This is a genomic window from Pseudomonas sp. NPDC088444 (genome assembly GCF_044900175.1).
Taxonomy (GTDB): domain Bacteria; phylum Pseudomonadota; class Gammaproteobacteria; order Pseudomonadales; family Pseudomonadaceae; genus Aquipseudomonas.
Map to the genome: position 1 here is coordinate 234,946 of NZ_JBJDNK010000005.1, position 21,437 is coordinate 256,382.

Below are 21,437 nucleotides of genomic sequence, written 5' to 3' on the forward strand. Positions count from 1 at the left end.
GAATGAACAATTAACCCAAACACCTGGTTATTGCCACATCCCCCCCGGTGAGGAGGTTCTGTAATGGACGTGACAATAGCGAATATCCGATTGGGGTGGGAAGGGATCCAATCGATTGAGATTGAATTATTATTAAACAGTTGTATGACTTGGAAGGCGAAAACTGGACGGGTTCGAAAAAGATGTACAAGGTTATCCGAGGGGGCTATTCAATTGAGGGTTGTTATTTGAGTGGGTAATACATGCTGAGGCACCTGTATACAGATGCCTCAACTTGTTAAATCCCTGTTATTGGAAAAGGATTCAGGAAGGGCAACGCAAGTGGGTTTGATGGCTCCAGTCAGTGGCGGTTTTAGCGATGGTATTGGCCAGGCTCGCAACGGCTTTCTGATGGGCCAGTACCAGATTTTCCATGCCGGTCCCGGCAGGCTGACGTATGACGCTGCTGCAGGTCAGGTTCTGGCGTTGGGCGCCGTTGCTTCGCAGGCTCAGGTTCCAGACCACATCGATCAAGGCATATTGATTGAGCACCGATTCAAAACGCCGCACATCCGTTCGGATCGAGAGCACTGGCTGATCGGCCTGTTTGGGCAGTCCCGCCAGATCGCGGGTCCCAAAACGGCGTTCCAGTTCGCCGGTCAGCGCATCATGGAACTCGTCGCCCAGCGGCGCGCCCCAGCGTTCATTTTCGAGGATTGCCAGACTGCCGTCGCCTTGGCGCACGACCAGCGGAGGCTGATCGACCTGGACTGCCATCAGCACAGGCTGCATCTCGAACTGAAAGGGCGCTTGCGCCGCCAACGGCTGTGCCTGAGTGGCGGGAGCGATCAAGGTGTAGTAGCGGGTCGGCGTGGATGCACAAGCGGCCAGGCCCAGTGCGCAGGCCAGCGTCAGAAGATGGGTACGCACGGTCATGGCGCGGGCTCCGGGGCAATTTCACGGGAAGAAGACGAACCTTTATACGAACCGGGCGCTGCATCGCCGGTACGACCCCGAATCAGTGATTCTGGGTGGCGGCTGAGGAAGTCGGTCAACACCCGTACTGAACGGGCGGTGCGTTGCACTTCCTCCATGGCTTGGCCCAATTGTTGGCGGGCCGGCGAATCGTCCGACAGTGTAGCGTTGGCGTTGCCCAGTGTTTTCTGTGCCTGTTGCAAGGTTCCGGTCACTTGCGGAAGCACTTGGCCGTTGACGTTTTTCATCGTTTTCTGAAGTTCGACCAAACTGCCGTTGAGGTTATTGGCCAGTTCATCGATAGGGATCTTGCCCAGTTTGTCGACGAAGGCCTGAAGTTGTTCCTGCAATTTGTCGAAGCTGCCCGCGATAGTCGGAATTTCCATCGGGCGTGCCTTGGCGTTGTAAGCAATTTTTGGCGCTTTGGGGTCGAAATCCATGGCCACGTAGAGCTGGCCGGTCAGCAGGTTGCCGGTGCGGATCTGCGCCCGCAGGCCGCGCTCGACGAAACGCCCAAGAATGCGCGACGTTTGCTCTTCCTCATCGCCACTCCCGGCCTGCTCCCTGAGTTTGTCGTTGGCCGCTCCCAGACGTTGCGGGTAAATCACCGCGCCGACGACGCCGGGGAATGTACCCGTGGCCGGGTCGTAATCCAAATCTACCGACACTACGCGGCCGATGTTCACGCCCAGAAAGTCCACCGGCGCGTTGACCACCAATCCCCTTAGTGACTGGTTGAAACGCATGCGAATGTACTTGGGTTCGCCATCGGGTGGGGCCAGAGCGGTGGCCTGATCTTCGAACAGCTTGAATTCGGTATTGGCCTCGGCCGGTTTGGCGTCCGGGCTGTACTTGGGTTCGCGGAAGGCGATACCGCCAGAAAGAATTGAGGTCAGCGACTGGGTCGAAACCTTCAGTCCTGCTGCGCCCAGGCTGACGTCGACGCCGCTGGCATTCCAGAAGCGCGAATCGGTCAGCACGAACGCGTCGTTGGGGGCATTGACGAAGATTTCGATATCGACGCCCTTGCCATCTTTGGCCAGCTCATAGGCGACCACCTGGCCGACTTGAATCCGGCGGAAATACACGGGCGAGCCGATGTCCAGCGAGCCGAGGTCGTCGTTGTGCAGAATGAACCGCTTACCTTTGTCGCCGTAGGTTACTGGTGGCGGGGTTTCAAGACCGGTGAAGTTTTTTTCGGTCTTGTCGGAACTGCCGGGGTCGGCGCTGATGAAAGCGCCGGACAACAGGGTGTCGACCCCGGAAACGCCGTGGGCGCCGATGCGTGGACGGACCACCCAATACTGCGTATCCGCATGGGTGAATTGGGCGGCCGACTGATTCAGTTCGATGGTCGCCAGCACATGAGTGCGGTCGTCGCTCAGGGCGATGTCGGTGACCGTACCGATCACTACGTTCTTGTACTTGACCTGTGTCTTCTTGGCTTCCAGACCCTCGGCGGTCAGGAAGCTGACGACGACCTTGGGGCCGACATTGAGAAAGTCGTGGATGACCATCGACAGGCCGATCACACCGGCGACGATCGGCACCAGCCAGACCAGTGAAATGCGCGCCTTTCGGGCCTTGACCTTCGGTCGTACCGGCTCGGGGGCCGATGGGGGTAGGGTGCTATCAGACATCTTCAACCTCTGCGTCCCAGATCAACCGGGGATCGAAACTCATGGCGGCGAGCATCGTCATCACCACCACCAAACCAAAAAAAAGAATGCCCAGACGCGGCTCGATGGTGCTCAGACCGCGGAACTGAACCAGCGCCGCCACCAACGCGACCACCAGCACATCGAGCATCGACCAATAACCGATCAGCTCGATGAAGCGATAAAGCCGCGAGCGCTCGCGCATGGCCCACTGGCTACGGCGCTGGCAGGTCACCAGCAGCATGCCGAGCACCACGAACTTGATGCATGGCACCAGCACGCTGGCGATGAAAATCAGAATGGCGATGTCCCACGAGCCGCTTTCGGCGAACTCGATGACCCCGCTCATGATGGTGTTCTCGCTGGCGCTGCCCAGCAGCGTGGTGAACATCACCGGCAAGACGTTGGCCGGGATGTAGAAAATCAGGCCCGCGATCAGAAACGCCCAAGTGCGGGCCAGACTGTCGGGCTTTCGGGTGTGAACAGGGGAGTCGCAGCGCGGGCAGTCATGAGCGTCTTCGGGACACACGTAACTGCACACATGGCACAGTGTGACGTTATGCTCGCGGGCATAGGGAATGCCGTTCATTCCGGCTCTACCCCCAATTCATTCCACAGGCGCCGGATATCTTTGCCTGCAATCAGCACGATCAACACCATCAGCATCGCCATCGCCCAAAGACCCACGCCGGGGTGCACGTCGAGCATGCCCGCCAGTTTGATGATGGCCACCAGAATGCCCAGCAAACAGACTTCGAGCATGCTCCAGGGCCGCAAGTGTTCAAGGGTGCGCATGCAGGTCTTGAAACCGGGGGCGATTTCGTTGCGGTGGGCGTGGATCAGGACCCAGAACAGCAGGGCGATTTGCAGCGCGGGGGCCAGAATGATCGCCAGCCCGGCCACCAGTGCGATCAGCGTGATCTGTCCCTGAGCCAGCGCCTCCACCGACCCCCACAACGTCACTTCGTTGTGCAGGCCTTTCATGCTGATGCTGATCACCGGGAACACGTTGGCAAAAATGAACATGATGCCCGCCGCAATGCTCAGCGCCAGCATCTGCTCGATGCTCATGCGATGCCCGCGATCCAGCACGGCGGCACAGCGCAGGCAATAGGCCGATTCGCCCTTGTTCAGGGGCTGGGCGTGGTACAGCGAATCGCAGTGCTCGCAGATGATCCACTGAGCAGGATCGGTCAGCGGTGTCGGGCGACTGCTCATCGGCGCCGTCGTCGGGGAGGTGGGCGTGTTCACGATAGTCTGGCTTCAAAGGCGTGCGTGTCAGGACATTGACCACAATGCCAGCATCGCGTTCGGTGCTGAGCGAGGGGTCAGGCAAAACAACTGAATGAAAGCACGTTTGTTGTGGCGTCGGTGTATGAGGTGTTGCGACGTGTGTCGCTGAAAACGCGACAAGTGTAGCGCGATAAACCAGATGTGCGTGTGGGAAAAAACGCACAAACCCCTGAAAAGTCGACGTTTCATCGGCGTGGCACAGCGCTTGCTCTCAGGCTTTCCAGCCGGAGCACAGACGCGTCCGGTTCTAATAAGAAACGGAGAGCCCCATGAACCGATCTGGTCTGAATCTTCGACTTCCTCACCCTTCGCTGTTGTTCACGGCCCTGACGCTGGGCATCGCCCTGGCGCCTCAGACATATGCCGCCGACACCGCCGCCGTGGATGGTGCGCGCATCAGTGCCGCCGATCAGGAGCCTGGCAACTGGATGAGCCACGGCAGAACCTACGACGAACAGCGTTTCAGCCCGCTGAAAAAAATCACCGATCAAAACGTTTCAACGCTGGGCCTGGCCTGGACCTACAAGCTGGACATTGACCGGGGCGTGGAGGCCACGCCCATTGTGGTCGATGGGGTGATGTACACCACTGGGCCGTTTTCCGTGGTGTACGCGCTGGATGCCCGCAACGGCAAGCTGCTGTGGAAGTACGATCCGCAGTCTGACCGCAGCCGCGCGGGCGAGGCCTGTTGCGACGCGGTCAACCGGGGTGTGGCGGTGTGGGGGGGCAAAGTGTTTGTCGGCGTGCTCGACGGGCGCCTTGAGGCCATCGACGCCAAGACCGGGCAGAAGGTCTGGTCGGTGGACACCCGCACCGATCCCAACCGCAGCATCACCATCACTGGCGCGCCTCGGGTGGTCAAAGGCAAGGTGATCATTGGCAACGGCGGCGCCGAATACGGCGTGCGCGGCTACATCACTGCCTACGATGCCAACACCGGCAAGCAGGACTGGCGCTTCTTCACCGTGCCGGGTGACCCGAAACGGCCGCCGGAAAACAAGGCCATGGAGATCGCCAGCAAGACCTGGTATGGCGACAAGTTCGTCGAACAGGGCGGCGGCGGTACGGTCTGGGATTCGATGTCCTACGACCCCACGCTCAACCTGTTGTACATCGGCGTCGGCAACGCCTCGTCGTGGAATCCTCGTCTGCGCTCGGAAGGCAAGGGTGACAACCTGTTTCTGTCGTCCATCGTCGCCATTAATCCGGACAACGGCGAATACGTCTGGCATTACCAGACCACGCCAGGCGACGCATGGGACTTCACCGCCACCGCCCACATCATGCTCGCGGACCTGAAGATCGACGGCAAAGTGCGCCAGGTGCTGATGCAGTCGCCGAAGAACGGCTTCTTCTACGTCATCGACCGCAAGACCGGTGAATTGCTGTCGGCCAAGAACATCGTCCCGATCAACTGGGCGACGGGTGTCGACATGAAGACCGGACGGCCCATCGTCGATGAGAAAGCGGCGGTCTACTGGCGCGACCCGGAGAAGAAAGCGCTGCTGGTGCAGCCCGCATTCTGGGGCGCCCACGACTGGCAGCCCATGTCCTACAACCCGCAGACCGGGCTGGTCTATATCCCGGCGCACATCATGTCGGCGCTGTATCAGGACGTCGACGGCCAACCGCCGCGCAAGAAGTTCAAGAGCATGTACCAGTTGCAGGTCAACACCGGGATGATGCCCGAAGACCCCGACGGTCTGCGCAAACTGGCGGACACCTGGACGGGCAAGCTGATCGCGTGGGACCCGCTCAAGCAAGAGGCGCGCTGGGAAGTGCCGTACTCGACCATCTTCAACGGCGGCACCCTGAGCACGGCGGGCAACCTGCTGTTCGAGGGCACCGCCGACGGGCGCGTCGTCGCCTATTCGGCGGACAAGGGCAAAGTGTTGTGGGAGCAACCGGCCAACACCGGCGTGATGGCGGGGCCGGTGACGTACGAGGTCGATGGTGAGCAGTACGTGACGTTCATGGCCGGGTGGGGCGGGGCGTTTTCGACCTTCGCCGGGGCCTTGTCGCTGCGCGCCGGGGTCAAGCCCAACGCGCAAGTGCTGACGTACAAGCTCGGCGGCACCGCGAAGCTGCCAGACCTGAAATACAAATACGCCGACCGCAAGGTCGATCCCCCGGCCTTCACCGGCACCACCGAGCAGGTGGACAAAGGCCGCGCGCTGTTCAACGGCCATTGCGACACCTGTCACGGCATCAACGCCATCAGCGGCGGCGTATTGCCGGATCTGCGCATGCTCAGCAAGGAAAACCACCAGATGTTCCTTGGCATCGTCTATGGCGGCCGGGTCAATGATGGCATGCCGTCGTTTGCCGAGGAGTTGAAGCCGGAGGAGGTGGAGCTGGTGCATCAGTACATCATCAAACGCGCCAATGACCTGAAGAAAGAGATGGCATCGGCGAGGACGGCAGCGAATCAGTAAAGGCATCCAATTGCGACAGCACAAAACCGTGGTGCAAAACCTGTGGGAGCCGGCTTGCTGGCGAATGCGGCGTGTCAGTCGACTCTGCTGTGACTGACCCAACCCATTCGCCAGCAAGCCGGCTCCCACAGGGATTGCATCAGGTGCCTCAGAAACACTGTGCTCACGAACATCTATCAGCAGAGGCATACCCATGAGCGATTCAAACCCGATCTACCAAAGCTATATCGACGGCGCGTTCATTCCCGGCGACAACCTGATCGACGTCTTCAACCCGGCCAACGGCGAACGGCTCGGTTCAGTGCCGGAAACCAGCCTCAGTGAGGTCGAGCGGGCCATCGCCGCTGCGCGCTCGGCGCAGAAAACCTGGGCGAAGAAACCCGCCAACGAACGCGCCGGTTACCTGCGTCGCATCGCCAGCAAGGTGCGTGACAACGCCGAGCGTCTGGCTCGCATCATCACCGCCGAGCAGGGCAAGGTACTGGGGCTGGCGCGGGTGGAAGTCAACTTCACCGCCGACTATCTGGATTACATGGCCGAGTGGGGGCGCCGCCTGGAAGGTGAAATCCTCACCAGCGACCGGCCCGGCGAAAACATCTTCGTGTTCCGCAAGCCGCTGGGCGTGGTCGCCGGGATTCTGCCGTGGAACTTCCCGTTCTTCCTCATCGCCCGCAAACTCGCTCCGGCGCTGATCACCGGCAACACCATCGTCATCAAGCCCAGCGAAGAAACCCCGATCAACTGTTTCGAGTTCGCCAAATTGCTGGCCGAAACCGATCTGCCCAAAGGCGTGGTCAACATCGTGTCAGGTAAAGGAGGCACCGTGGGCAATGCCTTGAGCGCCAGTGCGAACGTGGACATGGTCAACTTCACCGGCAGCGTTGCCACGGGCCAGCGCATCATGGCGGCTGCGGCACACAACATTACCAAGCTCAATCTGGAACTGGGCGGCAAGGCCCCGGCCATTGTGCTGGCGGATGCCGATCTGGATCTGGCCGTCAAAGCGATCACGGCTTCGCGGGTGATCAACACCGGGCAAGTGTGCAATTGCGCCGAGCGGGTGTACGTCGAGCGCAAGGTGGCCGATCGGTTCATCGAGCGCGTCAGTGCCTCCATGGCAGCGACCAGATATGGCGACCCCCTGGCTGAAGACGGGCTGGACATGGGGCCGCTGGTCAACAAGGCAGGGCTCGACAAAGTGGCGCAGATGGTGAAGACGGCTGTGGGCAGCGGCGCGCAGATCGTTACCGGTGGCGCGGTCGCGGACAAGGGCGGCAAGGGCTTTCACTACCAGCCCACGGTGCTCGCCAACTGCCGCCAGGACATGGACATCATGCGTCAGGAGATCTTCGGGCCGGTCTTGCCGATCCAGATCATCGACGACCTGGATGAAGCCATCGCGCTGGCCAACGATTGCGAATACGGTCTGACGTCGTCGATCTACACCCGCGACCTCAACGCGGCGCTGAAGGCGTGCAACGAGATCGATTTCGGCGAAACCTACATCAACCGCGAGAACTTCGAAGCGATGCAGGGTTTCCACGCGGGTATCCGAAAGTCCGGTATCGGCGGCGCGGATGGCAAGCATGGGGTGTATGAGTTCACCCATACCCATGTGGTGTATATCCAGATTTGATGGCAGCGACTCAGTCCCTCGATGTGGGAGTGAATTCATTCGCGATTACGCTACGCCAAGCGATACTGATGCGTCGGCTTTCACATGCTGTCACTACCGACTAGCATCGACACCCTCAACCGAGGTCAATGGAGAGTGGCGATGCCAGCGTGGGAAACGATCAGTTTATGGATGGATCGACTCAATGAACCCCTGTTGCCCCGGCCGTCATTGCAGCACGACCTCGATGTCGACGTGGCCATCATCGGCGCGGGCTACACCGGGCTGTGGACCGCCTACTACCTCAAACAGCACGCCCCGAATCTGAACGTCGTGATCGTCGAAGCACAGGCCGCAGGTTTCGGCGCGTCCGGGCGCAATGGCGGCTGGGTAATGGGCAATCTGCTGGGCGATGAGCGCCTGCTCGCCGGATTGGCAGTCGATGCGCGTCGAGCCTCTTATGAATTGCTGTTCGACATTCCCGATGAGGTGAAGCGCGTCATCGACCGTGAAGGTATCGACTGCGATTACCGCAAAGGCGGGGCGTTGTACTGTGCGGCCCGATACCCCGAGCAGGAAAGAGGTCTGCGCGAGTACCTCGAAAAACTCTACAAGCAGGGGTTGACCGAGGCCGATTACCGATGGCTGACGCCCGGACAATTGGGGACCCAATTGCGCATTGCCAAAGCGTACGGCGCGATTCATTTTTCGCATTTGGCGACGATCCAGCCTGCAAAGCTCGTCCGGGGGCTGGCGCGGGCGGTAGAGCAGGTGGGCGTGCCGATTTATGAACGAACTCCCGCGACGGATTGGGCTACAGGGCGCGTGACGACGGCGCAGGGTCAGATTCGTTGCCGCTGGGTGGTTCCTGCTGTCGAGGGCTATGCCGCGACAATGCCTGCGCTGAGCCGTTATCAGTTGCCGGTGCAAAGCCTGATTGTCGCGACAGAGCCATTGTCGGACAGCGTTTGGGATGAAATCGGTCTGAACGACGGCCAGGCGTTCGGCGAGAGCAGTCGACAGGTGACCTATGGTCAGCGTTCGGCGGACAACCGATTGATTTTCGGCGCGCGCGGGGGGTATCAGTTGGGTGGGCGCCTGAGAGAAAACTTCGACCTGACCGACAGTGAAGTTCAACTGCGTCGCTACCTGTTCGGTGAGCTTTTCCCGCAATTGAAGAACGTGCGCATTACCCACTCATGGGGCGGCAACCTGGGCATGTCGCGACGTTTCCATCCTCACATGCTCTGTGATCGGGTCAACGGGATTGCCCTGTCGGGTGGTTACGGTGGAGAGGGGGTTGGCGCGAGCAACCTGGGCGGCCGCACGCTGGCCGACTTGATTCTGGAGCGCGACAGCCCTCTGGTTCATCAGCCTTGGGTGATTCGCGAGGGCGGCCTGAATCGGCTCAAAGCCTGGGAGCCTGAGCCGTGTCGCTGGCTGGGCTACAACGCGATCATCCGCAGTTTTGTCAGTGAAGATCAGACGCTGGCCAATCCCGCGACGCCGGTCTGGAGACGGAAGATTGCCAGCGGGATCGCGGATTTCATGGAGGGGTTCATGAAGTGAGCGTCGCAGTTGTGGGAGCCGGCTCGCTGGCGAAAGCATCGGGTCAGATACATCACGTTGACGGACAGACCGTATTCGCCAACAAGCCGGCTCCCACAGTTTTAGCGTCGATATCAAGATCTGGATTCGCCGCAAACCTTGTGGGAGCCAACTGGGTGGCGAATGCAGTTGACCAGCCACCACAAAATCCCCCACAACGACGATTGGAAAAGGGGAGTTCCAACGATGCGTCCTTGTCGGATCAATTCATGAGATTAGGCTGCACGATCCCGTACTTCTTCATCTTCCGATACAGGGTCGAGCGCGCCACTGAGCATTCGTCGGCCACGGCGCTGATGTTCCATTGGTGACGACGCAGCATCTCCAGCAGGCGTATGCCTTCGTCGTCTGCCGCCAGTTGCGCCAGCGGCGGGCGCTCGATCAAAGACGCCGATTCGTTCGTGGAGCAGAGTGTCTGGTCGTGAATCTCGGCAGGCAGGCAATCGCTGTCAATCAAGCCGTTCTCGGCCAATGCGACGGCGTAACGCAGCACATTGATCAACTGCCGAATGTTGCCTGGCCAGCGGTAGCGACTGAGCAAGCCCATGCTCGCACTGTCGAGACGACAATCTTCTCCACCGGGCTGGTCGCGCAGCACGGCTTCGATCACCTGGCGAATGTCGCTGCGTTCACGGAGCGCAGGAAGGTGCAGGTTCATGCCATTGAGGCGGTAGAACAGGTCTTCACGAAACGCCTTGGTGGCGATCATCTGTCCCAGATTCTGGTGGGTGGCAGAGATCACCTGAATGTCCAGCGGCAGCGGCGCATCGGCGCCCAACGGAGAGATTTCCCGTTCGGCCAGCACGCGTAAGAGGCGGGTTTGCAAATGCGCGGGCATGTCGCCGATTTCGTCGAGAAACAGGGTGCCGCCATTGGCAATTTCCAGCTTGCCTTTCATGCCCTTTTTGCTGGCACCGGTAAAGCTGCCGCTGCGATAGCCAAACAGCTCGCTTTCGATCAGTGTCTCTGGAATTGCCGCGCAGTTGAGCGCCACGAAAGGGCCTGTGCGGCGTCGGCTGGCCAGGTGAATCGCGCGAGCGAAAGCCTCTTTGCCTGTCCCGGTTTCGCCGTTGATCAGAATGGGCAAATCCTTGTCCAGCACCTTGTACACGCGCGCCACGCTCTGTTGTAGACGCGGATCGGCGCCGCTGAGCTGGTCCAGCGTGGGCGCGGGATGCGCGGTTGAAACGCGGCGAGGTTCGGCGGTGGAGGTTGCGCCTACCTTGACCGGCATGCGCAGGCCGATTTCCACCCGCCGCTGCCCGTTGTCGAGCCGCGTGGCATCGGCGCCGCCGTTGCACAGGCGCAGCAGTTCGTCGACGTCCACCGACAACAGCTCACTCAGCCTGCGCCCCAGCAACAGGCCATGACCATGGGTTTCATGTTCGACGAAGGCGGCACGGTTGGCGCCGATCACCCGGCCCTGATCGTCCAGTGCGAGCAATTGTTCGTTGGCCAGGTCGCTGATCTCTTCGCAGGGCTTGATCATCAGCGTCAGGGTGTTGCGATGGCTGTGGCGAAAGTAGGCGTTTTCGATCATACGCGCGTACATGATCACCAGTTGCAACGTCAGGTATTGCGCCTCTTTCGGGCCGTTGCTGTTCAGGCACGAGGCGTTCAGGCAGCCGCGCACGTTGCCCAGGGAATCGAAGATGGGGGATACCGAGCAGCTCAGGCGGTCGTTTTCGCGCAGAAAGTGTTCATCACGATGGATGATCAACGGGCTGCCCGAGGCCAGGCCCGTGCCGATGCCGTTGGTACCCACCAGCGATTCATCCCAGCGCGAGCCGATGATCAGGCCCGAGTCGACGTAATCGCTGCCGGTGGTGGGCACGCGGGAGTCCAGGGTGATGCCCCGTTCATCGCTGAGCAGCACGGCAAAGCCCGCTTGGCCGACGCGCTTGGCCAGCCCGCTGATGCCTTGGCCTGCGATGGACATGTAATCGTGATGAAAAGCCTGATGCCGATGGATTTCGGCGGCACTGAGGATCACTTTGTTGCCCCGCCCGGCAGGTTCCAGACCGTGCTCTACGACGCTGCGATACCACGACTGAACGATCAGGCCGTCGGAAGGGAGGCTGCGGTCCGGGAAGTAGTCACCGACGAACGCCTTGAGGTCGGTCGGCCCCTGTTCTGAACGCTGCAACGACATGAAGCATCTCCTTTTTTATTGTTTTGGTAACCCAAGCATGTGGAGTGACATCTGCGGTGGGTGTGAAACTTTAGACTAGCTGCTGAGAAAAATAGTGTGCGTTACACAATCCGATCTGTAGCAGTCCGGCTTGCCGGCGGTGGCGTTCTCAAGATCGTCATCGCCGGTAAGCTGGGCCGTTACAGAGCATCGTTTTAGAGCTTCGCCCAGAAGTCCTCGGCAAAATCACTCAGCGCCATGGTCGGCCTGAACAGGCGGATTTCCACCGGAATGTCCCAGTGCGCATCCAGCGCCCGCACCAGCTTGCTACTGGCAATCTCCGGCTCCGCCAGCGTCTTCGGCAGCCAGGCCACGCCTTTTCCTTCCAGCGCCATCGACAGCAGCACCGCCGCCAGGTGTGAGCTGAACACGGTGTGCAGATTCGGTGGCTGCGCTTCTTTGCGCAATCGCGCGGAGACGATCCGCCCCAGTCCCGATTCTGCGGTGTAGCCCAGCAGCGACAACTCGGCAGATGCTCCGGTCATCTCGGCGGACTGACCCTGCAACGGGATCAACAGGTCGCTGCCCACCACTTTGGAATGAAAGGATTCGGCCGGAAATTGCGGCGGCACGTCCGGGTGTTGATGGCACAGCAAAAACTGCACTTCACCCGCCAGCAGCATCTGTTCGCAGATCCGCATGTTGTCCGAATGCAGGCGTATCGCCTCGATCGGACTGGTGCGCTCGGCAGCCCTGACCCAGCCTGGAAAGAAAGTGAACGACAGCGAATGAGTGGCGGCGAAATGCAGCGAACGTGCCTGCTTTCCGGCGACTTCTCGCGCTTCATGGCGCATCTGATACAGGCGGCGGGTCATCTCCTGCGCGCTGTCGAGCATGTGCCGCCCGGCGTCGGTCAAGGTCGCGCCCTGAGTGGTGCGCTCGAACAGGTCGACCCCGACCCAGGTCTCCAGCGCGCGGATCCTGCGGCTGAACGCCGGTTGGGTCACGTGGCGCAATTCTGCAGCGCGGGAGAAGTTGCCGCTCTGCGCCAGCGCGTTGAAGTCTTCCAGCCAAACCAGTTCCATCGTGATGCCGTCCGCGCATTGAGTGCCGCGTTTTTAGCATTGGCCGCCGCGAAAGGTCCAGCCCTAGAGTGAGCCCCAGCACGCGCCGCACCTCTCTACCAAAAACCACAGGAGTCACCCATGCGTATCGTCGATATTCGCGAAAAGACGGTTTCCATTGCCTCGCCCATTGCCAACGCCTACATCGATTTTTCCAAGATGACTTGCTCGGTGGTCGCCGTCGTCACCGATGTCATTCGCGACGGCAAGCCGGTGATCGGCTACGGCTTCAACTCCAACGGCCGTTATGGTCAAGGCGCGCTGATGCGCGACCGTTTCCTGGCCCGTGTGCTGGAAGCCAATCCTGAATCGCTGATCGACAAGGAACACAACAACCTCGACCCGTTCGCCATCTGGAAGACCCTGATGACCAACGAAAAGCCGGGTGGTCACGGTGAGCGTTCGGTCGCGGTCGGCACCATCGACATGGCCGTGTGGGACGCAGTGGCCAAGATTGAAGGCAAGCCGCTGTATCGCCTGCTGGCCGACCGTTATCGCGACGGTGTGGCGGACGACAAGGTCTGGGTTTACGCGGCGGGCGGCTATTACTACCCCGGCAAGGACCAGAGCAAGCTCAAGGCAGAAATGCAGAGCTACCTGGACCGCGGCTACGACGTGGTGAAGATGAAAATCGGCGCCGTGCCGCTGGCCGAAGACATCCGCCGTATCGAGGCGGTGCTGGAAGTGGTAGGTGATGGTCAGCGCCTGGCGGTGGACGCCAATGGCCGTTTCGACCTGAAAACCGGCATTGCCTATGCCGAAGCGATCAAGCCGTACAACCTGTTCTGGTACGAAGAAGTCGGCGACCCGCTGGACTACGCGCTGCAAGCGGAACTGGCCAACCACTACGACTTGCCAATGGCCACCGGAGAAAACCTGTTCTCCCATCAGGACGCCCGTAACCTGTTGCGTCACGGTGGCATGCGCCCGGATCGCGATTTCCTGCAATTCGACTGCGCGCTGTCCTACGGCCTGGTGGAATACCTGCGCACGTTGGACGTGATGAAGGAACTGGGCTGGTCCTCGCGTCGCGTCGTCCCTCACGGCGGCCATCAAATGTCGCTGAACATCGCAGCCGGCCTGCATTTGGGGGGTAACGAGTCGTACCCGGACGTCTTCCAGCCTTTCGGCGGTTTCGCCGACGGCATTCGCGTCGAGAACGGTTATGTCGGCCTGCCGGACATCCCGGGCGTGGGCTTCGAAGCCAAGTCGGCGCTGTATGCGGTGATGCGCGAGCTGGGTGAGGGCGCCTAAGTCCCGTTGGCCCCTGTAGGAGTGAGCTTGCTCGCGATGACGGTGTATCTACACCTGATGTGATGACTGTTACGTCGCCATCGCGAGCAAGCTCACTCCTACAGATCACTTTTCTGTCACGAACAGTCCTTTCCCCTCATACAAAAACAACAGTGAGGCATCCCATGGAACAGGTTTCGACCCGCTGGTATTCCCAGCTCTACGTGCAAGTGCTGATCGGCATCGCCAACCAATTTGATCGGCAACGGTATTGGCACCATCGCGATGGCCAAGTGGGACGGGTCGTTTGACCAAGCGAAGGCGGCGCGAGAATTGGCAACGCTGAGCGCAGGCGGTGAAAGAAACCCTGAAGCGTTGAATACAGCCCGCGTCGGAAAGTCGCAGGTCTGAAGGGCAAAGGTGGGCTGCCTACGGATTTTCGCGGGCCGTCCGGCTACGCTGACAAGTTGCGTTACAACTCGCCATGACGCGCAGTGGTAGACTCCCGCCACTTCAAACGAGGAGCGACAGACGTGCGCAAGATGGCAATGATGGTGGCGGTAGTGATGCTGGCAGGCTGCGATGGCGGGAAACCGGCCCCGGCGCCCAAGGTGTCGGCCGCAGATTCGGTCGCGGAGGCCCCGACCCCGGCATCGTCACAGTGGACCATTCGCGTTCACTTGAAAGAAGCCTTGAGCGACATGGCCTATTGGCTGGTCGAACACCATTACCCGTCCTACGTGGTCAAGGTCGAGGGCAAGGAAGTGGTGATGATCGGGCCGTTCGAGTCCCAGGAAGCGGCCGAGAAAGCCAAGACTGACATCGATGCTGCGCTGGTCAAGGGGCACCGGTTGTCACAGTTGGAAGTGATTGCGCCGAAATCCTGAGAGGCTCTCGGGCCTGTGGGAGATTCTATGCTGTCGGGTCAACTGCATTCGTCGGAACGCCGCCCGCACCAAGGCGGCTCACAAAGATCATGTCGAATCCAAATTTCGTGTTAAACGCTGAACCTGTGGGAGCCGGCTTGCTGGCGAATGCGTCGAGTCAGTTGCAACATCTGTTACTGGCCCACCGCTTTCGCCAGCAAGCCGGCTCCCACACTGTTGGATCTGTTTAAAGCCTGGAGATCAACGACGTCCCAGCAACAATCCCACCACCAGACCAAACCCGGCAGAGACAGCAACGGTCTGCCACGGGTGGCCGCCGATGTAGGTTTCGGTGGCTTGCACCGCCGGTTTGGTCTTGTCGCGCACGCTGCCCAGCGAGTCGACCGCCTGCTTCAGTTTCAGGCTCAGCTGCGCGCGCACGGTTTCTGCCTCTTCGCCTACCAGCGAGGCGCTGTCCTTGAGCAGTTTGTCGGACTCTTCGATCAGGGCGGCCAATTCGCTGAATGCTTGATCCTGGATCTGTTCGGCGGCGTTTTGGGCAGCGGTTTTACGAGCCATGGCAAATTTCCTTTCAGTTGATGATGGCAGTGAGCAATGGAGTCGCACGGATCGGAAAAAGTTGCAGCGTATTTCCAGCGCGGCGCAAAAAGAGCGACGAATGTGATCGGGGATTCGGGGCGAGGGGTGTAAGATGCTGACGCTTCGTCGCGGGCTGCGGCCTGTCACGAAGCGTCCGTTTTTGCATACCGCGTCCTGTACACAGAGGTAACGTCATGAGTTTCAACCTGGCCAACAAGTCCCTTGCCGAGCGCGCCGCCATCGAAGACGAAAAATCCCGTCTCTTCGAACTGTGGCAGAGCAATCTGGGCAAGGCCAAGGGAGAGGCGGCCCGGCTGATGGGCGAGCGCGCCAAGCGCAAGGGCAAATGGTCGGAGTGGGTGCGCGCGGAACTGGACGCGATGTCGCCCCCCGAATACGCCAACATGGTGCGTGCCGAAGTGAATCGCCTGGTCGCCGCTGCCCGAGGCTGAGCCTTTCTACGGCGCTGCCTGGAACAGCGCCTCGATCGCCTCGCGGACTTTCAGCACCGCCGGGTCCATTTGCGCCAGTGTTCGCCAGCCCAGTTCGATCGGATAACGCGGCATTGGCAGCGGACAGGGCAACAGCGCCAGCCCCGTCAGATTCGCGATGGCCTCGGCCGCATGGCCTGGAATCGTCGACACTGCGTCAGTCCCCTTGAGCAGATGGGGCAGGGCGGCGAAATGGGTGGTAGAAGCGCAGACTTTGCGTGTCAGCCCCAGACTCGACAGGCCCTCATCCACCATGCCAATGAACCCCCCGGACGAGACCAGAATCTGTTCGCGGGCCACAAATTCTTCAAGGCTCAACAGTCGCTGATCCGGTTTCAGACTGGCCGGGTCGGCCAGGCATAGATAATGGCCTTCCCCCAATACCCGTCGGCTCAGCAGGCGGTCGGCAAACCCGCCTGACGCAATCGCGATGTCGATGCTGCGCTCCATCAGCGCGGTGCCGACGATCTGGCTATGGGTCTGGCGAAAAATCAGCCGCAACCCCGGCGCACGCTGACGTATCGATTCGATCAGGCGCTGGCCGAAGGCAATCTCAAAGTCATCGGAAAGGCCAATGGCGACGGAGCGTCCCTCGAAATGCCCACCGGATGGGTCCAGCATCGCCAGGCTCTGGCGGCATTTGTTCAGGGCGTCGGTGATCACCGGTTTCAGTTGATCGGCGCGCAAGGTCGGCGCCAGCCCTCGTCCCGTGCGCACGAACAACGGGTCGCCGTACACATCGCGCAAACGCCGCAACGCTGCGCTGACCGCCGACTGCGTCACCCCCAGACGCAGTGCGGCGCGGCTGGCGCTGGCTTCGTCGTGCAGGGCTTCGAAAACTTTCAGCAAGTTGAGGTCGATGTTTGCGATATTCATTTGGTTCATATCATTCACAACGGAATCGGGCTTTATTCATGTTGGCCGGTGGCGTGCACCGACAGAATTAATGGACTGCACCTCTTGGACTTTTTGAGTAGAAATGAGAGTTAGAAGTATAAAAAAGAAGTTTTTATTTGTTTGCATGCCTTAAAAGCATAAGTTTTTTACATTTTCTGGACCTATAAAGTCCACAAGGGTGCGTGGTGAGCGACAGAGTTTCTGGACTTTTAGTCGAGGGGACAGAATTATTGGACTTTTCGTAGACCGCCAATAACGGGCGCTGAAATCTCTGGATAAAGTCCATATCAGTGTCGTTTTTAGGACGTAAATTCTGGACTTTTAGCCGTTAGGACGCAATTCATGGACTTTTAATCGCCCAATATGGCCTGCGCGTGAAGGGTGTCTTTCACTCAACTCATTGATTTAGTTGAATTTTTACGGTTGGTCGAGGCTCGCACTAGATCGTTTGATAGTTTTTAATTATGGCTTTATGTAGCTTGTTGTAAAATAATCTATTGTCAATGCTGTAGCGATATGGATAACGTGAACGCTGCTACATAAGGGTGCTCCCAGAATACCTAAGAGGAACCAGCACTCCTTATTTTCTAAAGAATTCGACATTGAATTCACAATGGAGATAAGGCGTGCGTGTTGATTTTAGTTTTGGCCATCTGGGCCGTTCCTGTAGACCTCTCCCCATCGGCGGCCGTGCCGCTTCCGCTGTCTCTTGCGTACTTTCAGATTCAAAAACCGCCATTCCTCATCGTGCCGTTCGCTCGTTGGCAAAGCCCCGATCGCGCGTGGCTGTGTGTTTATCGGGCCGGGCAGTCTTGGTTCGCTGCGCTGTTGCCGGTCAGGGAATACATCGTCGAATTGATCTATCGCCCTCCGTTCGCTATAGGCGTGAATCAACTGCGTCCATTGATTACTCGTCAAATGACTTCGTCTTAAGGTGATTGTATGCGCGACGAACAACTGGACTTTCTTGACGTGGCCGAAGCTAGGCGCTCACCCCGCCCGAAGGGTGCTCACTTGTTCCGGGTATTTAGCATGAAAAATCATTGTGCATTAGAGATGCACTACAAAACGCAGTTGGTCGAGTGGGCGCGTTTCGAATTTGATTCCCGGCTGCTTAGTTTCGAGCCCTTGAACAAGCCGTTCAAGACTGACGGGGGAAGTCTGCGCATATCATTCAAGCTCGAATACCTGAATGAGGATGTGCTGGCTTACGTGGCCGGACCAGGGAATGAAGCCGTTGAGGACGCCTTCGAGAAAGCCTGCGCGGCCATAGGAATCAAAACCAGGCGAATTGGGCAGGACCCTGTTAGTGCGTCGCGTATTGAAGTTTGGAATCGCCTTAAAACGCTAGCGCTTATTACCCGCTGGCGGCACGACATCACAGCCGATAGCGTCAAGCGGTTTATTTTTGATCTGAATTGTGAATCACAGTGTTTGCTCGGCGATTTTGATCAGCTTGTAGGTTTCGAAGACGGGAAGGGCGTGGCATTTGGATTGGAGATGGTTCGTGCAGGGCGCTTTTGTTTGCCTTCGTTGCGTGAAAAGGCGCTTTCTCACAAGTCTGTCATCATCTGCGCGGCCAGTGGTGATCTGAAATGAGTGAAGGCAAAAAACGTTTTTCAAGAGCGCAGGTTTTGCAGCAAGGGATAGATTTCCAAGCGTGGGAAGTTCCGGACCTGCGCGTTTATCCCGATGATCTGCGGGACAAGAATCAAAATCGACTGTTAGCGTTGCAGGCGTTTTTCTGTCATCAGGCGAGTAACCAAGAAATTTCAAATCGCTACGGTGTGGCGAAGTCGTCTCTGTATTCGATGATCAAGAAGGCGATGGAGTCTGATGAGGAAGGGCATTATGTAGGGTACAGAGCGGCAATTATTCAGCTTCGCACTGAGGCGAATGAGCGTCGGATGGACATAGTGACTGAGACCGACAGTCAGCATCCAGCAGGTGACACGGGGATGTTCTCTCTGTTACTCAAGCGCTACCCTGACCTGGAGAAACTGATTGATCGGTATGCCGGGCTTTACAAGACGCGTAATGAGGGAGGAACTGCTCGGCTAGTCGATTGTTACCGGGGGTTTATCCGCAAGTGTGAAGAACTCGGAATTGTCGCGCCGGAGTACCCGTTTACCCGGGCTGATAAAGCTGAGCGTAGCTTTTCGAGGCACTTGCTGAAGAGGGTCACCCAGAAGCAGGCAGAAAAACGCGCTGGGGAACGGAGTACCGAAGACCTTGCCATTCTGCCACTGACTGAGCCGCTTCAGGAAGTTGAGCTGGATGGGCACAACATAGATTGTCGTATCACCGTGGAAGAGGTTGATACGTTTGGGCTGGTGTGCAGGACAGAAATACAGACCTTGTGGATCATTTTAGTGATCGATGCATTCACCCGGTGTGTGTTGGGCTATAGCCTGGCGTTTGGCAAGAACTATGATCAAACCGATATTTTGACGGCAATTTACAATTCGCTGGCACCTCATCGCCGGCCTGTGCCGGTGATCGCGGGGCTTTCCTACAAGTCAAAAGGCGGGTTCCCTAACGAACGGGATCCCGAGTTGGCGTGGAGCACTGCGCTCATTTACAAGATGGACAACGCCATGGCCCACAAGGCCAAGGATGTCGAACATAAATTGCGCAATGTGGTGGGCTGTATCGACGATTTTGGACCACCGCACACTCCCAATGAGCGGCCTATCGTGGAGCGCTTTTTTGGCTATTTGGTGGACAATTTTTCTCATCGAATAGTGGGTAGCACCGGTTCTTCCACGCAAGACCAGATCAGAGAGCGTCTGAAACCTCGGGGTGGTGACCTGTCGCTCCTGTTAACGGTGGAAGAAATGCATCATGCATTGGATGTGGTGATTTCGGACTATAACGGTCGGCCCCATTCTGGCATCGCACCGCACAGTCCGTTGGATTTGTTTGTCCGGATGACGCAGGAAAAAGGGCTCATTTACCCTAAGGTACGCACTGAAAATCGTATGCTGCGTAAGTTTGTCTCGCGCACGGCAATGGTCCGAGTTTGCCGGGATGGGCCGTACAGCGCATATATCAATTTCAAAGGAGTCAGATACCGAAATTTGCCCGCGCTCAGTCATGTCGTGGGAGAAGAGGTGATGGTTGAGTGGGACCCCATGAATATCTCATATTTGCGCGTTTACAACCTGAAGGGGGGGTACTTGGGCGATGTTTCTCCCCCCGCGCTCTGGGCACTGCCTCACAGCGAGAAGTTGCGTTTGAGGATTCAGAGGGCGCTGAAAGTGGGAAGGTTAGCGTACCAAGAAGGCGACTCCATCACTGATCTGTTGCGCCGGTTGCAGTCATCCGAGCGCACCAAGGAGCGCGAGGCGGCCACCTACAATCTCAAACATGTCGGTACCGCTACGCTTCCCGCTAAAACCGAGAATGCCCCCAGGCCGGTTGTTAAACCCACTGAGCGCCTGACGCAAGGCTTTATTCTGAGAGGGAATAAAAAGTGACGGATCATGATTCTTCTCTCATACGACCCAAAGCGATAGAAGAGCATTCGCTGTGTTCTCAGGATTATCTGATTGCGACAGATGCCATATCGCTGGCGTGGGAACAGCTTAATAAGGCGTTGCGCAGGCGGACAGGCGGGCTGATTGTATGGGGACAATGGCGCATCGGAAAATCCTCAGCGATAAAATACTTGCAGAAGGTCGCAGAATCCCAATACCCAGGGTTGCGCTCTGCGATTCTGGATGGCGAAACCAAGTTGTACATTTCGGAGCGCGATTTTTTTGCGGATCTGTGCAAGGAGCTCAAAATCTCCACGAGTGGAAGTTCGGGGGAGTGCAAAAGGCGCGCAGTCGACACCATGATTAAAAAGGGCGGGATGAACGCGAAGCGTCTGTTTTTGCTCTTCATCGATGAACCCCATAAGTGGACTGATTTGCAGATCAACTGGGTGTGTGAGGTGTACGACAAGCTGGAGCGGGTCAACGTACGCTTGATTACCGTGATGGTGGGGCAGCGAACCTTGATGACGACCCGGGACGCCTACATCGAACGCGGTAACGGCGTGGTGATTGATCGGCTGATGCGGCAGGTGATCGAATTTTCCGGCGTCAGGGACGTTGAAGAATTGAAGGTCGTATTGGAGGGCTACGACACCATTACGGAAGGTGATGCGGATTGGCCATTTACCCGGTTCTTTTTTCCCATCGCGTACGCTTCAGGCTTTCGTCTCAGGGAGGCGGCTGGCGTGATCTGGGAGGCGTTCATGCAAGCCATTGCCGATCATGGCGAAGTCGAGGAGTGCCCTATCCCGATGAAGCATCTCACGCTGCTGGTTGAAGCGATCTTTGAAGACTACCATGGCAACGATGCCACGGACTTCAATATTCATAAGGCATTTGCCAAAGAATTGATCGAGGAGGTCAGCTTTACCCTTTATCTGGACACGTTGGCTGGCCGGTCAAGAGACGCCGTTGATGATTGACCAGGGTCGCGGCAGGGAACGGGGTAGTCCTGCTGCCCGATATCCGGAGCAGGTCAATTATTTTTCAGCC

At 58.5% G+C, this 21,437-nt stretch carries 19 protein-coding genes; 11 read left to right on the forward strand and 8 right to left on the reverse strand.

Annotated features, from left to right (window positions below):
- Positions 1 to 303: 303 nt before the first annotated feature.
- From ACI2KB_RS12185 to ACI2KB_RS12200, 4 genes are read right to left on the reverse strand one after another with little or no spacing between them, the layout of a single operon-like run.
- Positions 304 to 915, reverse strand: a complete 612-nt coding sequence (locus ACI2KB_RS12185; RefSeq protein ID WP_404634775.1) for a membrane integrity-associated transporter subunit PqiC — start codon at positions 913 to 915, stop codon at positions 304 to 306.
- The gene (locus ACI2KB_RS12190) at positions 912 to 2,594 is read right to left on the reverse strand and encodes an intermembrane transport protein PqiB (RefSeq protein WP_404634777.1); all 1,683 of its coding nucleotides are present in this window, start codon (positions 2,592 to 2,594) and stop codon (positions 912 to 914) included. Before ACI2KB_RS12190 ends, ACI2KB_RS12185 begins: the two co-directional genes overlap by 4 nt.
- Positions 2,587 to 3,201 (reverse strand): paraquat-inducible protein A, encoded by a 615-nt coding sequence (locus ACI2KB_RS12195; protein ID WP_404634779.1) that lies wholly within the window; start codon positions 3,199 to 3,201, stop codon positions 2,587 to 2,589. Before ACI2KB_RS12195 ends, ACI2KB_RS12190 begins: the two co-directional genes overlap by 8 nt.
- The gene (locus ACI2KB_RS12200; RefSeq protein ID WP_404634781.1) at positions 3,198 to 3,830 is read right to left on the reverse strand and encodes a paraquat-inducible protein A; all 633 of its coding nucleotides are present in this window, start codon (positions 3,828 to 3,830) and stop codon (positions 3,198 to 3,200) included. Before ACI2KB_RS12200 ends, ACI2KB_RS12195 begins: the two co-directional genes overlap by 4 nt.
- Positions 3,831 to 4,174: 344 nt before the next feature.
- Here ACI2KB_RS12200 and ACI2KB_RS12205 point away from each other — a divergent pair, with 344 nt between their 5' ends.
- The 3 genes from ACI2KB_RS12205 to ACI2KB_RS12215 all read left to right on the forward strand — a co-directional run bounded on the left by ACI2KB_RS12205 (position 4,175) and on the right by ACI2KB_RS12215 (position 9,524).
- A complete protein-coding gene (locus ACI2KB_RS12205; RefSeq protein WP_404634783.1) occupies positions 4,175 to 6,340 on the forward strand; it encodes a PQQ-dependent dehydrogenase, methanol/ethanol family in 2,166 nt (721 codons plus the stop codon).
- Between the two features lie 193 nt (positions 6,341 to 6,533).
- Entirely contained in the window at positions 6,534 to 7,976 is a 1,443-nt protein-coding gene (aldA, locus tag ACI2KB_RS12210) for an aldehyde dehydrogenase (RefSeq protein WP_404634785.1), read from the forward strand.
- 141 nt (positions 7,977 to 8,117) lie between these two features.
- Positions 8,118 to 9,524, forward strand: coding sequence for an NAD(P)/FAD-dependent oxidoreductase (locus ACI2KB_RS12215; protein WP_404634787.1), 1,407 nt, complete (start codon positions 8,118 to 8,120; stop codon positions 9,522 to 9,524).
- Positions 9,525 to 9,765: 241 nt separating this feature from the next.
- On the opposite strand, the gene ACI2KB_RS12220 is transcribed toward ACI2KB_RS12215, so the two are convergent.
- Both ACI2KB_RS12220 and ACI2KB_RS12225 read right to left on the reverse strand, forming a co-directional pair.
- Complete coding sequence (locus tag ACI2KB_RS12220) at positions 9,766 to 11,715, reverse strand: sigma-54-dependent Fis family transcriptional regulator (protein ID WP_404634789.1); 1,950 nt, start codon at positions 11,713 to 11,715, stop codon at positions 9,766 to 9,768.
- Positions 11,716 to 11,909: 194 nt separating this feature from the next.
- Entirely contained in the window at positions 11,910 to 12,779 is an 870-nt protein-coding gene (locus ACI2KB_RS12225; protein ID WP_404634791.1) for a LysR family transcriptional regulator, read from the reverse strand.
- Between the two features lie 120 nt (positions 12,780 to 12,899).
- On the opposite strand from ACI2KB_RS12225, the gene ACI2KB_RS12230 reads away from it, so the two are divergent.
- The 3 genes from ACI2KB_RS12230 to ACI2KB_RS12240 all read left to right on the forward strand — a co-directional run bounded on the left by ACI2KB_RS12230 (position 12,900) and on the right by ACI2KB_RS12240 (position 14,938).
- Positions 12,900 to 14,072 (forward strand): mandelate racemase/muconate lactonizing enzyme family protein, encoded by a 1,173-nt coding sequence (locus tag ACI2KB_RS12230; RefSeq protein WP_404634793.1) that lies wholly within the window; start codon positions 12,900 to 12,902, stop codon positions 14,070 to 14,072.
- Between the two features lie 164 nt (positions 14,073 to 14,236).
- Positions 14,237 to 14,362, forward strand: a complete 126-nt coding sequence (locus ACI2KB_RS12235) for a hypothetical protein (RefSeq protein ID WP_404634795.1) — start codon at positions 14,237 to 14,239, stop codon at positions 14,360 to 14,362.
- A 222-nt stretch (positions 14,363 to 14,584) separates the two neighbouring features.
- Positions 14,585 to 14,938, forward strand: coding sequence for a hypothetical protein (locus tag ACI2KB_RS12240; protein ID WP_404634797.1), 354 nt, complete (start codon positions 14,585 to 14,587; stop codon positions 14,936 to 14,938).
- A gap of 240 nt (positions 14,939 to 15,178) precedes the next feature.
- Here ACI2KB_RS12240 and ACI2KB_RS12245 read toward each other — a convergent pair whose 3' ends face one another.
- A complete protein-coding gene (locus ACI2KB_RS12245) occupies positions 15,179 to 15,496 on the reverse strand; it encodes a YqjD family protein (RefSeq protein WP_166598242.1) in 318 nt (105 codons plus the stop codon).
- A 215-nt stretch (positions 15,497 to 15,711) separates the two neighbouring features.
- On the opposite strand from ACI2KB_RS12245, the gene ACI2KB_RS12250 reads away from it, so the two are divergent.
- Entirely contained in the window at positions 15,712 to 15,969 is a 258-nt protein-coding gene (locus tag ACI2KB_RS12250; RefSeq protein WP_404634799.1) for a hypothetical protein, read from the forward strand.
- Positions 15,970 to 15,975: 6 nt separating this feature from the next.
- On the opposite strand, the gene ACI2KB_RS12255 is transcribed toward ACI2KB_RS12250, so the two are convergent.
- A complete protein-coding gene (locus tag ACI2KB_RS12255; RefSeq protein WP_404634801.1) occupies positions 15,976 to 16,893 on the reverse strand; it encodes a LysR substrate-binding domain-containing protein in 918 nt (305 codons plus the stop codon).
- A 642-nt stretch (positions 16,894 to 17,535) separates the two neighbouring features.
- Between ACI2KB_RS12255 and ACI2KB_RS12260 the strand changes: the two genes are divergently transcribed.
- The 4 genes from ACI2KB_RS12260 to ACI2KB_RS12275 are packed head-to-tail and all read left to right on the forward strand — an operon-like array spanning position 17,536 to position 21,367.
- On the forward strand, positions 17,536 to 17,838 hold the full coding sequence (locus tag ACI2KB_RS12260) for a hypothetical protein (protein ID WP_404634803.1): 303 nt from the start codon (positions 17,536 to 17,538) through the stop codon (positions 17,836 to 17,838).
- 9 nt (positions 17,839 to 17,847) lie between these two features.
- Positions 17,848 to 18,504, forward strand: coding sequence for a hypothetical protein (locus ACI2KB_RS12265; protein ID WP_404634805.1), 657 nt, complete (start codon positions 17,848 to 17,850; stop codon positions 18,502 to 18,504).
- Complete coding sequence (locus ACI2KB_RS12270) at positions 18,501 to 20,384, forward strand: Mu transposase C-terminal domain-containing protein (RefSeq protein WP_404634807.1); 1,884 nt, start codon at positions 18,501 to 18,503, stop codon at positions 20,382 to 20,384. Before ACI2KB_RS12265 ends, ACI2KB_RS12270 begins: the two co-directional genes overlap by 4 nt.
- A complete protein-coding gene (locus ACI2KB_RS12275) occupies positions 20,381 to 21,367 on the forward strand; it encodes a hypothetical protein (RefSeq protein ID WP_404634809.1) in 987 nt (328 codons plus the stop codon). The genes ACI2KB_RS12270 and ACI2KB_RS12275 overlap by 4 nt, the downstream gene beginning before the upstream one ends.
- Positions 21,368 to 21,437: the final 70 nt, after the last annotated feature.